Source organism: Embleya sp. NPDC001921, from assembly GCF_053594475.1.
Window position 1 is genome coordinate 19934 of the sequence record NZ_JBSFEO010000075.1, and the last position, 15625, is coordinate 35558.

The 15625-nt window shown below is 75.5% G+C and carries 10 protein-coding genes; 8 read left to right on the plus strand and 2 right to left on the minus strand.

Annotation, left to right across the window (positions count from 1 at the left end):
• From ACWCPW_RS47845 to ppdK, 7 genes are all read left to right on the plus strand, one after another.
• Nucleotides 1–2307, plus strand: coding sequence for a hypothetical protein (locus tag ACWCPW_RS47845; RefSeq protein WP_449767938.1), 2307 nt, complete (start codon nt 1–3; stop codon nt 2305–2307).
• Complete coding sequence (locus ACWCPW_RS47850; RefSeq protein WP_449767939.1) at nt 2304–3380, plus strand: hypothetical protein; 1077 nt, start codon at nt 2304–2306, stop codon at nt 3378–3380. Before ACWCPW_RS47845 ends, ACWCPW_RS47850 begins: the two co-directional genes overlap by 4 nt.
• Entirely contained in the window at nt 3377–4345 is a 969-nt protein-coding gene (locus ACWCPW_RS47855) for a hypothetical protein (RefSeq protein WP_449767940.1), read from the plus strand. Before ACWCPW_RS47850 ends, ACWCPW_RS47855 begins: the two co-directional genes overlap by 4 nt.
• Nucleotides 4342–6258: a phage tail protein gene (locus ACWCPW_RS47860; protein WP_449767941.1), complete on the plus strand. Its 1917-nt coding sequence runs from the start codon at nt 4342–4344 to the stop codon at nt 6256–6258. Before ACWCPW_RS47855 ends, ACWCPW_RS47860 begins: the two co-directional genes overlap by 4 nt.
• 6 nt (nt 6259–6264) lie before the next feature.
• The gene (locus ACWCPW_RS47865) at nt 6265–8217 is read left to right on the plus strand and encodes a hypothetical protein (RefSeq protein WP_449767942.1); all 1953 of its coding nucleotides are present in this window, start codon (nt 6265–6267) and stop codon (nt 8215–8217) included.
• 118 nt (nt 8218–8335) lie between these two features.
• A complete protein-coding gene (locus ACWCPW_RS47870; RefSeq protein WP_449767943.1) occupies nt 8336–9490 on the plus strand; it encodes a hypothetical protein in 1155 nt (384 codons plus the stop codon).
• Between the two features lie 300 nt (nt 9491–9790).
• The gene (gene ppdK, locus ACWCPW_RS47875; protein ID WP_449767944.1) at nt 9791–12481 is read left to right on the plus strand and encodes a pyruvate, phosphate dikinase; all 2691 of its coding nucleotides are present in this window, start codon (nt 9791–9793) and stop codon (nt 12479–12481) included.
• A gap of 181 nt (nt 12482–12662) precedes the next feature.
• Here the strand turns inward: ppdK and ACWCPW_RS47880 are convergent, their stop codons facing one another.
• On the minus strand, nt 12663–13931 hold the full coding sequence (locus tag ACWCPW_RS47880) for a PP2C family protein-serine/threonine phosphatase (protein ID WP_449767945.1): 1269 nt from the start codon (nt 13929–13931) through the stop codon (nt 12663–12665).
• Nucleotides 13932–14191: 260 nt separating this feature from the next.
• Nucleotides 14192–14581 carry an ATP-binding protein gene (locus ACWCPW_RS47885; RefSeq protein WP_449767946.1) on the minus strand — a complete coding sequence of 130 codons (390 nt, stop codon included), beginning with the start codon at nt 14579–14581 and terminating at the stop codon, nt 14192–14194.
• Between the two features lie 539 nt (nt 14582–15120).
• Between ACWCPW_RS47885 and ACWCPW_RS47890 the strand changes: the two genes are divergently transcribed.
• Nucleotides 15121–15528 (plus strand): peptidase inhibitor family I36 protein, encoded by a 408-nt coding sequence (locus tag ACWCPW_RS47890; RefSeq protein ID WP_331771670.1) that lies wholly within the window; start codon nt 15121–15123, stop codon nt 15526–15528.
• Nucleotides 15529–15625: the final 97 nt, after the last annotated feature.

Sequence of the window (15625 nt, forward strand, 5' to 3'; positions counted from 1 at the left end):
ATGCCCCTGTTCCCTCCGAACCTGGACACGCGGCGGTGGCCGGACCTGGTCGCCGAGGCGCGGGCGTTGTTGCCGTTGGAGAGCCCGCGCTGGACCGACCACAACCACTCCGATCCCGGCATCGCGGTGATCGAGATGCTCGCGTGGCTCGTGGACACGGACGTCTACCGGGCCTCGCGGGTGACCGACCGGCACCGGCGCAAACTGCTCGCGCTGCTCGGCCTGCACCCGGCCGCGCCGAGCCCCGCACGGGTGCTGCTGGCGATCCGGCCCGGGCCCGGCGCGCCGCCCGAACTGCCCGCCCGACTGGGCTTTCTCGCGCACGGGGCGGACGCGCCGACCGGCCTGGAAACGGTCGAGGCGCTGCCGCTGACCGGCGCGTCGGTGACGGCGGCGGGCACCGACGACGGCACGGCACGGGAGTCGGGATACACCCTCGGGTGGACCGACCACACCCCCACGCTGCTCGGGGGCGCCGCGGTGGACGCGCTGGGCCCGGATCCCGGGGTCGGCGCCGCGCTGCTCCTGGGACTGGATCGGGCGCTGCCCCCGGGTGGCGCGCTCGCGCTTCACCTGGACGCGGGCGGGAGCGACGTGGCCGTCGCGTCCGTCGCGTCCGTCGCGTCCGACGTGGCCGACGCACTGGACCCGGCCCGGGATCCGGGCACCTCGGCGCACCACGGCGCGCGCACCGTGTGGGAGGCCCGCGTGGACGGTGCCTGGCAGCCGCTCGGCGACGTCGAGGACCGCACTCGGGCGCTGACCCGATCCGGCGCGGTGCGGCTGCGGATCGGGCCCGGCGGCCTGCCGGTCGAATCGCTCGGCGCGGCCGGGACCCGCGCGTGGCTGCGCTGCCGGCTCGATCGGGGTCGGCACGACGCGCCGCCCCGGCTGCGTCGGGTGGTCGCCGACGCGGTCGAGGCGAGCCTGTCCTGCGCGGCGGTCGGCGCCTACGAGGTCGCGTCGACGGCCGTGGTCACCGGCGGCGCGGCGCTGGTCGAGGGCGCGTTCGTGCCGCTGGCGATCACCGTGGACACCGCGCGCGTGGTGCGGACCGTGCGCGCCGACGACCCGGCGGCGCCGGCGGTGCGGATCGTGCGCTGGATCGCGCCGACGGCCGGCGCCCCCGGCCGGTTGGCGGCCGAACTCGTCGCGGCGGGCGTCGGCGACGGCGCGCCGGAACAGACGTTCGTCCTGCCGGGTGGCACGGTGGCCCCGGACGCGCCGACGCCCGGCCCGGACCGGGTGTGGCTGGCCGACCCGGCCGGCGGCGTCGAACCGGTCCGGCTGGTCCCGGACCTGGACGCGGCCGGCCGCACCGACCTGCACGCGGTGCTGGACGCCGCGACCGGGACGCTGACCTTCGGCGACGGCCGCGCGGGCCGGGTCCCGGAGGCCGGCCGTACCGTGCTCGCCGCCTACCGGACCACCTCCGGCGCCCGAGGCGGCGCGTTGGCCCCGCCCGCACCCGTGGTCGTCGCGCCCGACGCCCGCACCCGCGTGCTCCTGGGCGGCCCGCCCGATCCCGACGCGTTCACCGCCGCCCTGGTCGACCCGGCGACGGGCGGCACCGACGCCGAGGACACCGCCGCGGCGGCGGCCCGCGCCGAACGCGCACTGTGGGCCCACGAACGCCTCGTGGACGCGCTCGCCGCCGCCGACGCGCACTCGCTCGACGACCTGCCCCGCGCCGCCGTACCGCGGCTGGCCGCGCCCGAGCGCGCGGTGACCCTGGCCGGGATCGAGCGCTGCGCGCTGGACACCCCCGGCACCCGGATCGCCCGGGTCCGCGCGTTCGCCGAGACCGACCCGCGACTGCCGGGCCTGGTCGCGTCGGGCTGCGTCACAGCGGTCGTGGTTCCCGCCCTCCCGCGCGGGCGACCCGAGCCCACACCGGGCCTGCTGCGCGCCGTGCGCCGACACCTGGCCGCACTGCGTACGACGGGCACCCGGCTGTTCGTCACCGGGCCGCGTTACGTGGTGGTGAGCGCCGACACGACCGTGGCCCTGTTCCCGGGCGTCGACCCGATCGCGGCGACCGCGGCGGTGCGGGCCGCACTCGACACGTTTTTGCACCCGATCACCGGCGGACCGCGCGGCACGGGCCGGCCGTTCGGCCGCGACGTGCACCGCAGCGAGGTGTTGCGGGTGCTGGACGAGGTCCCCGGCGTGGATCACGTCACCGCGCTCGCACTGCGTGCCGACGGCGGCCCGCCCGGCTGCGGCGGGTTGTGCGTACCGCCGACGGCGCTGGTGGTGCCGGGCGAGCACGTGGTGCTCGCGGTGCGGGCGGAGGAGCGGCGATGAGCGGGACACCCGACCGCATCGTCGAGGAACCCGGTGTCCGGCTGGACGCCGCCGACCTGCGCGACCTGACGGCGAATGAGGCGTGGTACCTGGCCCGGCACACTCGTGCCGCGCATCGCACGTGGGGTGTCGCGGTGGGTCTGGCGGCGTGGACGTTCGACATCGGGCGGGTTCTGGTCGAGCCGGGTGTCGCTCTCGCCCGCGACGGCGACCTGCTCGTGCTCGACGGCGACGACGTGCTCGTGGTGCCGGGCGAGGCGGTCGGGCCGCAGACCGTGGTGTTGCGTCGTGTGGGCGCCGGACCACGCGGTCGGGTGCGCCGGCTGGAGCCGGGTGGCGTCGTGGGCGTCGGGGACGTGCCGCTCGCGGTCTATCACCCCGACTCGGGGCGGCTGGACGTCGGCGACGGCGCCCGGCGCACCGCGCGTGGACCCGGTCCGACCGTGCTGCTCGCGGGCCGGGTGGCCCGGGGCGGGGCCGCCGCCGAGGGCTCGCGCGTGCGGTGGTCGGCGCGGATCGACTTCGCGCGCCCGTTCGCCGACGTACCGCAGGTGTTCGTCGGCGCCGAGGGGCCGCCGCCGGCCGGTACCGGTGCCGGCACCGCGCAGGTCACCGATGTCGACGAGACCGGGTTCGCGGTCACCGTGCGGCACGCGCTGCCGGCGAGCGGCGACATCGACGAGCAGCCGAAGGTGTCGGCGGTGCCGATGGCGTTCGCGTGGACGGCCGTATCGAGCGCGCGGCGCGTGCCGGCGCTGCCCGGGCCGGTCGACCCGCCGTGCCCGGTGCCGTGCACCCGGCCGGTAATCCACGTGCCGCGCGATCTTCGGGACGCGACGGGGTCCGAGGAGCGGGGCGGGCCCGGCCCGGACGCGGGAGCGGGCCGTCGAGGCGGCGATCCGGGCGGCCCGGACGCCGGAGCCGGTCGCCGAGCCGGTGATCCGCCCGGCCCTGATGCCCGGGCCGGCCGTAGCGGCGGTGATCCGCCCGGACGGGACGCCCGAGCCCGGCGTCGTGCCGGCGAGCCACCCGGGACCCGACCGGGTCCTCGACGAAGGGGAGAGTCCGCATGACCGGCCCGACCACGAGCGGGGCGGCGTTGCCGCCGACGCGTCGCCCGAGCTTCTTCGCCGGACAGGTGCTTGCCGCCGCCGACCTGGACGACGCGATCTCGGTGGAGCGTTCGCGCCGCCGGCTGCACAACCGGGTCCTGCACGGATGGGGCATCGCACTCGGCCTGGAGGTGACCGGTGCCCGGGGCGCCAAGCGCGTCGTGATCGGCGCGGGGTACGCACTCGACGCGCTCGGTCGCGACCTGATCCTGGCGGACGGCGCCGAGACGGACGTGCCGGCGGTGGCCGCCGGGCCGGACGGCGGCGACGTGGTGTTCTGCCTGACCCTGCGCTGGACCGAGGACGACGAGGCGGCGGTGCGGACCCGGGACGGGGCCTGCGGCGTGGTCGGCGCGGTGCGGCTCGCGGACGGCCCGACGGTCGGCTGGTGTACCCCGGCCGAACTGCGGGACGGGCTGGACGTGTTGCTCGCGACGGTGTCGGTGCGTGGCTGTGCGCTGACCGCGCCGCCCGATCCGGCCGGGCGCCGGATCCTGGCGGTGCTCCCGACGCCGTACGTGGCCACCGGCGCCACGAGCGCGTTCGGCACCGTGTGGTCGGCGGTCGAGGACCCGGCCTCCGGGGTGGTGATCGGGCTGCGCACCGTGGTGGACACCGGCGCGGCGGGCTTCGGCGACATCCCCGCCTACACGGTCCGGCTCGACGGCGACCGGGAGTTGAGCGCGTCGGCCGCGCCGGGCGGCCAGGCCTGCGTGCTCGACGGCACGCCCTACGTGGACGGCGCCGAACCGGGCCGGATGACCGTGGTGGTGCCGCTGCCCGCAGGGCGGATCGGCGGGGCCGCCGGCGGCACCACGACGCTGCCGCTGAATCCGGCGGTGGTGCTCGCCGACCTGGAGACCCCGAACCTGGTGCGCACCGAACTGGGCTGGCACATCTCGTGGATGGGGGTGGAGGGCGCGTGAGCGGCGCGACCGGCTACCGCTGGGTCAACGCGCTGGGGCGCTGGCCGGGGGCCCGTTTCGAGGGAGTGCGCGCGGACGGCGAGCGGTTGGTGCTGGGCCCGGGGACGGCGACGCCGGAAACGATCGCGTGCGTGGACCTGGACCCGGCGGGTGGGCCGCTGGGGCTGGTCGTGCTCGGCGACGGCACGATCGTGGTCGCCGACCCGGGCCACGGTCGGGTGCTGCGCGTGGACGGTTGCGACCACGTGGTCTGCGTGCTGGGCTGCCTCGACGTGGCCACGGGGGATCCCGCCGCACTGCGCGCGCCGCGCGGGCTGTGGTTGCTCGACCGCGGGCGGTTGTCGATCGTCGGTGACGAGCCGAACCGGTCGGCGCAGCACCGGCGTCCCCAAGCCATGGTCGTGCTCGCCGACACCGGCGAGTACCTCGCGCCGTGGACCGACCCGCCGCCCGCCGAGGACCCCGCGCTGCGCGCGGCCCGGGTACGGGTCGGCGGCCTCGCGGCCGTCCGGGTGCCGGACGGGGTGCTCGTGGCGGGCGGCGCCGGACAGGTGCCCGGCCCCGGCGTCGTGTCGGTCCCGGACGACGGCTCACCGACGCGGGTCGTGGCCGGCGGCGACTTCGCCGGGATCACCGTCGACCGGTGCGGGCGGGTGTTCGTGGCCGGCCCCGGCGGGATCGCCCGGTTGGGCGCGCGGCGCACCGGCACGCGCGGCGTCGCGGTCGTGCCCGCACCGATCGAGCCGCCCGGCGTCGAACCTTGGGACCGGGTCCGGATCCTCCTCGCCGAGCCCGCGCCGCCCGGCACGCATGTGCGGGTGTGGACGATGCTCGCGCCGAAGGCGGTCACCCCCGACCCGCCGGACCCGGCGGGCGCCGACGCCGACGACGCGCCCGTGCCGACCCCGGCGGGCCGTTGGCGGGCCGGCCCCCTGGACGGCCTGGACGTGCGGGTTTTGGCCGGCCCGACCGCCCCCGGCGCCCGACTGTGGATCGCGATCGAACTGCTCGGCGACGGACGCGGCACCCCGCGCGTGGACGACGTGCGCGTCGAACACGTGGGCCGGGGCCTGCTCGACGCGCTGCCCGCCGCCTACACCGGCGACGACGACGGCTCGGGCACGCTCGGCCGACTGCTGGGCCTGTTCGCCGGCGCGCACGAGGCGTCGGTGCGCGAACTGGAGGACCTGCCCGCCTCGCTCGACCCGGGCTCGGCCCCGGACCGCCCGGACGATCCGTGGCTGGACCGGCTCGCCCGCTGGGTCGACGCCGCGCCCTCCCGCTCCGCCGACTCCGCCACCCGGCGCTCGGACATCGCCGGGGCGTACGCCGCGCACGGCCGCCGCGGCACGCCCGCCGGGCTCATCGAGGCCGTCGCGCGCGAGACCGGGGTCGCGGTCCGGCTGTCCGAACCGCTGCTGGGCGCCGGGGTCTGGCGACTGGGCAGCGGCGGACTGGGCCGGGACACCGCAACGCACGTCGCGGACCCGGAGCCGCCGGTGCTGGACGCGACGGCCGTGCTCGACGGCGCCCACCTGATCCCGGCGCAGGACCGGGGACTGCCGCTGTACGCCGCGTTCGCGCACCGGGTGTGCGTACACGTCCCGCCGGAACACGCCGACGCGTTGCCGGAGATCGCCCGCGTGGTCGAACGCGAGCGTCCGGCACACGTGTTCGCGAGTGTGCGGGCCGCCCGGCACGGCGCGATCCCGGGACAGGTCGGCATCGACACCTACGTCGCCGGCCCGCCGCCGGACCGGGCCGCGGGCGCCGGACCCGCGCTGGGCTCCGGGATCCGGCTGCCCGGACCGGCCGCGGCCCATGTCGGCGGCCCCGTCGAGACACGCCTCGACACGACGCTTCCCACACCAGGCGGTCGCGGGTCGACCACCCGACCATCTCCAAGGGGTTGAGCACAAGTGAGTCAGCACCGTCAGGACCACGCGGCGGACACGGGATGCGGCTGCGACGGGGGTGAGGACGCGGCCCCCGCGCCGCCGGTCCGCAACCGCTTCTACCCGGGCAAGCTGATGGACGTCCGGCACTGGCAGCTCGAACAGGCCTACCACCGACGGACCTCCGCCACCCTGGCCCGGCTGGGCCTGGGCCCCGGCGTGTTGTGCGGACTGGACGTGGAGACGGACACCGACGGCGGCTTGACCGTCTGCCCCGGCGTCGCGGTGGACGGCCACGGCCGGCTGATCGTGGTGGACCGCCCGGTCCGCGTCGACGAGCCGTACCAACCCACCGACTGCGCGGGCGAACCCGAGGGCGACCCGGTCCACGACGGCACGGTCGCGATCGTGTTGTGCCGGCACGAGTGCGGCACCGAGTTCGTCCGCAGCCCGGTGGTCGACTGCGAGGTCCGCGAGGAGTGCGTCCCGTCGCTGACCCTGGAACGGTTTTCGATCCGGGTCACCGCCGGCGAACCGGACCCGGTCGGCCTGAGCGAGGAACAGTGCGCGGCGATCTTCCCGGACCGGCACGGCGAGGACTTCGACCGCCGCGAGCGGGTCGCCGACACTCTCGAGCACGAGTGCGACCGCGCCGACGACTGCGTGGTCCTGGCGACGATCACCTACGCGCCGGAGCGCGAGCCGGACCTGGACACGGTGACCGCGCGGCCGGTCGTCTACTCCAACCGGGTCCTGTTCGACCTGCTGATGTGCCTGGCCGAACGGGTGGACGCGTGCTGCACGGGCCGCACCCTGCCGCCCCGGATCACCGGGCTGTGGCCGCGGGTCGGCACCGACGCGACGCCCGCGACGTGGCGCGCCTTCGTCGCCGAGAAGCGCCTGGAGGTCGCCTTCGACCGGCAACTCGCCGACGCCGCGTTCGACGCCCCGGACCCGTGGGTGGGTGTGTGGCAGCTCGACCACACGGGTGTGCAACGACTGAAGCTGACCCGGGCCGGCGGCGCCTTCACCCACGTGAGTGTGCCGCCCAACGGCGAGGGCGTGGCGTACACGGTTGGGCTCAAGAGCGAGGGCCTGCTGACCCAGACGGTGTTCGTGGTGGCCTCCCGGGTGCCCGCCGCCGGGCCGCCGCGCGCTCAGGACCCGGACGGCCTGGCGCTGGACCCCGACCTGGTCGGCACCGGGCTCACCGCGGCCGATCGCGACACGATGTGGGCGATGACTCCCGGCGCACCCAAGGACACCGCCCTGGCCGACCTCGTCGAGCGGGCGCCGCTCGCGGTGGTACCGCCGTTCCCGTCCGGGAACGGGACGCAGGGCGGCGAGTTGCACGTGTTCGCGCCGCCGCCCCCGCCGACCGTGCGGGTGGAGAACGGGCCGAGGCTGCTGCGGGTGTGGCCGGAGGGCGCCGCGCGACTGGATCCGGCCGGTCCACCGCGCCGGGACTGGACGCGCTTCACCCGCCGACCGCACGTCGAACTCACCGTGGACCGGGCCCTGGCCGACCCCGCGTCGGCTGAACCGCAGGGCTGGGTACGGCTGTTCCAGGCCCTGCGGGACGGGGACGAACTCGCCGGCTTCCGGCACCTGGACCTGGGCCCCGGCACCCGCGGCGATTCGCGGGGGGACGCGGTGACGTACACGTTCGGCGTGGACGGGGTGCGGCTTCCGGACGCCGGCGAACCGGCCGCCATGTTCCTGCTCCAGGTGCGCTCCTCGGCCGCGGCTCCGGTGCCGCCGGTGGGCGCGGACGAGCCGGCGCTGCCGCTGGACGCGGACTTCCTCGGAACCGCCCTGGACAACCACACGCTCTTCTCGATCTGGTCCGGGCAGCAGGTCCTGTCCCCGGCCCGGCCGGTGTCCGCCCTCGGCGCCCGGTCGAGCGTCGACGCCGAACTCTTCGACGGGGACCCCGGCGGGTTCGTGCACCTCGTCTTCGAGGTGGCGCCGGAGTGAGTGCCGCAACCGGCGCGCTGCGCCGGCCGACGGGATCGCACGGGTGCCGCCCGCCCGGGAATCGGGACACCGGGCGCCACCGAGACGACGCATACCGAGGAGCTGAGGGACGTTGACGGTGCACGAACGAACGATCCGGCCCGCCGCAGTGGCCGGACACGGCGGCTGCGGCTGCGGCTGCGACGGCGGGGGCGAGACCTCCTCCACGTGCGGATGCGGTGACTGCCTGGCGCGGAACGCGACCGGGCGGCTGCGCCCGCGCTGGTTCGGCGGCCAACTCGTCGGCCCCGAGGACCTGGCCCAGACCGGCGTGTGGCTGCTGGACCGCATGCGCCGGCACAACCGGCTGCTGCACGGGTGGGGTGTGGTGTGCGGGGTGACCGTACGCACGGTCCGCTACGGCGACGGCGGCCGACTGCCGTGGCTGCTGGACGTCTCGCCCGGCTATGTGCTGGGTCCGTACGGCGACGAGATCGTGGTCGACCACCGGGTCAGGGTGGACGTACGCGACGCGCTGCCCGGCGGCGCCGACGGATGTCCGCCGCCGACCGACCCGTGGTGCGCGCCGGTGCGCGAGCGCCGCGAACCCGGGCGCACCTACTACCTCGCGGTGCGCTACGACGAGTGCCTCACCGCGCCGGTGGCGGCGGCCGGTTGCGGCTGCGAGGACACCGCGTGCGAGTACAGCCGGGTCCGCGAAGGGTTCAGCCTCGGCGTCCTGGACGCCCTGCCGGACATCTACGTCAGCGGCGAGTACGTGCCGCGCGAGGAGACCGTGGGCTGTTCGTCCCGGATCTCGGAGACCGGCACCCGCCCGTGCCCGCCGTGCCCCACCCAACCCTGGGTGGTGCTGGCCGACTTCACCGTCGCCGCGGACGGCACCTTGACCGTCGACCAACTGCTCAACCGTCGCTTCACCGCCTCCTTCGGGGGCTACGGCTTCTACTGCGGGCAGCCCGGCCGGGACCGGCCCACCGGCTGGACCGAGGTGACCCGACAGGCCCTCGCGCACGCCTTCTCCTCGTCGCACGCCCAGGAGGTCATGGCCGCGGACGACCCCGAGGCCGTCCGCGCCATGCCCGCCCGCACGCTCCTGGGCGTCGCCCGCACCGCCCGACTGGCCGACCTGCTCGGCGATCGCACGGTGGCCGACCTGGCCCGCGCCGATCCCGAGACCCTGGCCGAGGAGGCCCACGCCGCCGAGGTCGCACCGGGCCCGGTTCTGGAAGCCATCGACCGAGCCAACCTGGTACTACGCCTGACCAGCGGCTGACCCCCACCGAACGACCCATCCGCCACGAACCCGCACGCACACCCACGACCGCGCCCGGGACCGACCACCCCGGGCGGGTCGCGGACGCGGCCACGCACCGACGCGCCGATCCATCCCGGCGTCGGCCGAGACCGAAGCCGAAGTCGAGGGCGAGAGAGTCGGCCGGCGCGGCGACATCGGGCGGTGCTCGCCCCGGTACGGGCGGCCCGATCGTGGCCGGATCGCGGCCTGCGGTGGTCCTTCGCCCGGCGTTACCCTGAGAGACAGCCGAGGCGGTCCGCTGTGCGGGAAGGGATGCCGATGGCAAGCGCGTACGTGTACGACTTCAGCGAAGGCTCCCGGGAGCAGGCCGCGCTGCTCGGGGGCAAGGGCGCGAACCTCGCCGAGATGACCCGGCTGGGGCTGCCGGTGCCGCCCGGCTTCACGATCGGCACCGACGCCTGCCGGGTGTTCCTGGGCACGGGCGCGCCGCCGGCCGAACTGGAAGGCGAGATCGCCGACCACCTGGCCCGCCTGGAGGCGTCGATCGGGCGACGCCTGGGCCGACCCGACGACCCGTTGCTGGTGTCGGTGCGATCGGGTGCCCGGTTCTCCATGCCCGGCATGATGGACACGATCCTCGACGTCGGCCTCAACGACGCCTCCGTGCTCGGCCTCGCCAAGGCCCGCGGCCGGGAACGCTTCGCGTGGGACTCCTATCGCCGACTCGTGCAGATGTACGGCACCACCGTGCTGGGCGTGGACCCGGCGCGCTTCGAGGACGTGCTCACCCGGCGCAGGCTGCGCCTGGGCGCGGCGGACGACCTGGGGCTGGACGTACGCGAGTTGACCGCGATCGTCGACGAGTTCCGGGCGATCGTGCGCGAGGACACCGGCGAGGAGTTCCCGCAGGATCCGCGCGAGCAGCTCGCGGGCGCCGTGCTCGCGGTCTTCCGGTCCTGGAACGGCGAGCGGGCCCGGGTCTATCGGCGACGCGAGCACATCCCGGACGACCTGGGTACCGCGGTGACCGTGCAGGCGATGGTGTTCGGCAACTCCGGACCGGACTCCGGCACCGGCGTCGCGTTCACCCGCGACCCCGGCACCGGGCGCGCCGGTGTCTACGGCGACTACCTGCCCGACGCCCAGGGCGAGGACGTGGTCTCCGGCGTCCGGGACGCGTTGCCGCTCCAGGCCCTGGAGGGGCTGGATCCGGCCGCGTACGCGCGCCTGACCGAGTATCTGCGGCAGCTCGAAACGCACTATCGCGACCTGTGCGACGTCGAGTTCACCATCGAGCGCGGCCGGTTGTGGATCCTGCAGACCCGGGTCGGCAAACGCACCGCCGAGGCCGCCTTCCGGATCGGCTGCGCGCTGGTGGACGAGGGCACGATCACCTGGTCGGAGGCACTCTCGCGGGTCGACGGCGGGCAACTGGACCAGCTCACCTTCCCGCGCTTCGACGCGCACGGCGACGCCGCGCCGCTGGCGCACGGCATCCCGGCCTCGCCGGGGGCCGCGGTCGGCGCGGTGGTGTTCGAGGTCGCCGAGGCGACCCGGCGGGCCGCGGCCGGCGAGCGGGTCGTGCTGGTCCGCCACGAGACCAGCCCGGACGACCTGCCCGGGATGATCGCGGCCGAGGCCGTGGTGACCGGGCGGGGCGGCAAGACCAGCCACGCCGCGGTGGTCGCCCGGGGCATGGGCAAGGTCTGCGTGTGCGGCGCGGCCGACCTGGACATCGACATCGAGGGCGGGCGCTGCACCGGAGCCGACGGGACCGTCGTCGAGGTGGGCGACGTGGTCTCGGTGGACGGTACGGCCGGCACCGTGTACCTGGGCGCGCTGCCCCTGGTGCCCTCGCCGGTCACCCGCTACCTGGAGACCGGCGCGCGCTCCGCCGGCGTGGTCGAGGCGGTCGCCCGCTTCCTGGACCGGGCCGACGAGGTACGGCGGTTGCAGGTCATGGCGAACGCCGACACGGCCGAGGACGCGGCCCGGGCCCGGCGTTTCGGCGCCCGGGGAATCGGTCTGTGCCGTACCGAGCACATGTTCCTCGGCACCCGGCGCCCGCTGGTCGAGGACCTGATCCTGGCCCGCACCGACGCCGACCGGCGGCACGCGCTGGACGCGCTGCTGCCGCTCCAGCGCGCGGACTTCACCGACATCCTCGCGGCGATGGACGGCCTGCCCGTGACCATCCGGCTGCTCGACCCGCCGCTGCACGAGTTCCTGCCCGACCACACCGACTCGGCGGTCCGGCTGGCCCGCACACGCGCCTTGGGCCGGGAGCCCGCGCCGCACGACGTGCACGTGCACGAGGCGATCGAGCGCCTGCGCGAGGCCAACCCGATGCTGGGCCTGCGCGGGGTACGCCTGGCGCTCACGGTTCCCGGCCTGATCGCCACCCAGGTACGCGCGATCGGCGAGGCGGTGGTCGCCCGGCTGCGGGCGGGCGGCGATCCGCGGGCGGAGATCATGATCCCGCTGGTCGCCACGGTCGAGGAACTGCGCGTCGTACGCGAGGAGGTCGAACGTGTACTCGACGAGGTCGGCCGCGCCGCCGGGCTGCCGGTGCGCTGTCCGGTGGGCACCATGATCGAGCTGCCCAGGGCCGCGCTCACCGCCGGGAGCATCGCGCCGACGGCGGACTTCTTCTCGTTCGGCACCAACGACCTGACCCAGACCACGTGGGGCCTGTCCCGCGACGACGCCGAGGCGTCCTTCCTCGCCGCCTACCTGGAGCGCGGCATCCTCGCCGTCTCGCCGTTCGAGAGCATCGACCGGGACGGCGTCGGCCGCCTGGTCCGACTGGCCGTCGACGAGGGCCGGCGGGCCAGGCCCGACCTGCGGATCGGGGTGTGCGGTGAACACGCCGGGGACCCCGCGTCGATCCACTTCTTCCACGAGGCCGGCGTGGACTACCTGTCCTGCTCACCGTTCCGCCTGCCGAGCGCCCGTCTGGAGGCGGCCCGCGCGGCGGGGGGCACCGACGGCGAGGCGGACTCGCGCTGAGCCTCCCGCCGAGCTGCGCACCTTGGCCGGGTGGGTGGGTGGTGGTCCCCGTGCTTTCCCGAGCCGCACGGTGTCCATCGTCCGGTCGGCGGCGTTCGCGGCGGGCGGCCCGCGAGGACCGAGCCGGCCGGGCACGGGTGCCCCGTCCCCGAGGACGACGTCGCGGCGGTCGCGGACGTGGTCAGGTCGCGGTGGGGCCGTGCCAACGGAGCAGGAGGATGGTGGCGTCGTCCTGGAGGTGGTCCTCGTGGTAGTCGCGGATCGCGCGAATCAGGCGACGCAGGGTCTCGGGCGCGGGTAGGGCGTCGGCGATCCGGCGGATGACGAAGTCGACGAATCGGTCCAGGCCGAAGGTCTCGCCGCGGGGGTTGCGCGCCTCGGTCACTCCGTCGGTGTACAGCAGCAGCCAGTCGCCGGGTTCGAGCTGCTCGGTGTACTCGACGACCGGCAGGCCCAGGTCGGTGCCCATCGGGTGGGCGGGGGGACGGTCGAGGGTGGCGACCCATTTCCCGTTTCTCATCACCACCGGCGGATGGTGCCCACGATTGACCCAGGTCAGCAGACCCGAGCGCAGATCCAGCTCGGCCAGGATCGCGGTGGCGTAGCGGCTGCGGCCGAACTGGTCCAGCAGGGCGGCCTCGATCGCCTCGCTGGTGGCGGTCGGGCCGGCCTGTCGGCGGCGGCTGTTGCGGCATCCGGCCAGGGCCAGTGCCGCGGTCAGGCTCGCGGCGGTGTCGTGGCCCATCGCGTCGAACACGGCCAGGTGCGCGGTGCGGCCCTTCTCGATGGCGTACTCGTACGCGTCGCCGCCCATCTCGTAGGCGGGTTCCATGGCCGCGCTGACGGTGATGTGCTCGTCGGCGAAGGATCCCGGCGGCATCAGCGACCACTGCAACTCGGCGGCCAGGCCCATGCGGCGGGTACGGGTCAGCCGCGCGAACGCGTCGCCGTACGCCCGTCGGCTCACCAGCAGCAGTGCCAGAACCCGGGAGAGGTCCCCGGCGTGCTCGCGGACGTCGTCGTCGATGTGCTCGGCCGCCAGGCCCAGCACGCCCAGGCGGTCGGCGCCGTCGAGCAAGGGCAGCCACAGCCGGGGCACGCGCGGATCCGCGGGTTCGGTGGCGTCGGGTTCGGTGCCGTCGGGTTCGGTGCCGTCCGGGCCGGTCGCGGTCTCGACCGGCTCGACGCTCTGGAACGCGCGTCCGGCCACCGTGGCCTCCACGCGCAGTTCGGCGGGGGGCGCGTCCCGGTCGTCGGCGGGTTCGGGGGCGGTGCGCGGGAGCAGGCGCAGCACGTCCTGCCGGACGTCGACGAGATACACGAGCGCGCGGCCCAGGCCCAGGGACCGCGCGTGTGCGTCGATCAGGTCCGGGAGCTGCTCCAGCGGGGCCGCGGCACCGGCCCGGATCAACGCACCGAGCGCTCCCGCGCCGTTCGAGGGACGATCCACGTGGCGAGGCATCCTGCTCCTGGGCCGGGGCGAGCGGTGCGGGGCGGTCGGCGGGACCGCTATCGGTCGGGACCTCTCGCGGGGAAAACGGTGACGCGGGAAACGGGTCGAATCTACCCGATCGTCGGCCACGTTCCGGTCGATTCGATCCCCGACGGGGGTCGGGCGCGGCGGGTCGGGCGGAGTGCGGCGCGACGGGGCGCGACGGGGCGCGATGGGGTGCGACGCCGTTCCGGGGGACCGGCCGTGGCCGGCCGCGGTCAGGTGAGCGGGATGCGGGCGCGGACCCGCTTGCCGGCGGCGTTTCGTTCGACCGCGAAGCCCGCGCACAGGGCGCGGACGATCTCCAGGCCGTGCCGACCGACGCGGTCGATGTCCCGGCCGCGCGGTACGGGCACGGTCGGCGTGCCGTCCGACACCGTGACGTGCAGGTCGTGGCCGGTGATCTCCAGTTCCAGCAGGCACGGCCCCGGCGCGTATCGGCCGGCGTTGGCGATCAACTCGTCGACCACGAGCGGGACCACCTCCGCGGCCCGCGTGGTGATCGGGACGTCCCCGATCGCCCGGGCCCGTTCCAGGAAGCACCCGGCGAAGGCGCGGGCCCGGCGGGTCGTCCCCGGTGCGCCGTCGTAGGCGATCGACTCACGCATCGGGCACCGGCCCCGGAAGCCGCCGGATTCCGGAAATGCAGGTCCTCATCACGCGCACCCGCCCCGCCTCGACGCCGAGAACTGCGCGGGACCCGATCCGGGTCCCGCTCGATCGGGCGGATGCCTGCCCTGCTCCGGGGGACCCACTCCCGACATGGCCGGCGGGAGCGGGTCCGGCGGCGATCCGCGGCGGACGCGGCGGTGACCGTGGCGATTCGGCCATGGGGTCGTGTCCGAGATCGACGGGGTGGAGGGTCGTATTCCGGCCTCGACGCGAGGGCGCGGGGCGATCCCCCGCGTTCCCCGAGAGGCCGATTTCCCGGGGCTCACCGCCCGTAGTCGAATGATTACCTTCCTGTTCGCGACGGGTGTCGGTGGTCGGTAACACGGCCGAAACAACGCGGGTCGCCACTGTCCGTAAATGGGGTTTCACGCACCGCTGTCGATGCGAGAGCGTTGCCTGCGTCGGAGCCCGCCGATCAACCGGCGGAAAACCGACGCATAACCGTTCGGACCCATTCAGGAGTGAGGACACTCGTATGATTCGCAAACTCGCCACCACGGCCGCGGCCGCCGCCGCGGCCACCGTCCTGGGCGCGCTCACGCTTGCCCCGACCGCACGGGCGGACGTCGCGGACACCGCCTCCTGCCCCACGGGCAGTCTCTGCGTCTACAGCGGACAGAACCTGACCGGGACGCGGACCGTCGTGCCCGCGCGGATGATCGAGGAACGCCAGGACGCCGGGTACACGATCACCGCTCCGGTGTTGTCGATCGCCAACCGCACCGGGTTCGACGTGCTCCACGGCGTGAGCCATCCGGTGGTCTGTATCCGCTTCCCGTGTTACCAGTACACGGTGCACGGTCGCGTCGACGCCGGCCGCGACCTCGCGAGCGCGGACGCCGCCGGACAGCCCCTGGTCGTCGGCCGGGACTACGGCCGCTAGACCCAATACCAGTGACTTTGGTGGGGTTCGGTCGTTGGGTGGGTTGTGCCAAGGCCTGGGCAGGTGAAGTCGTCGACGGGAGAGCGGTTCTCGGATC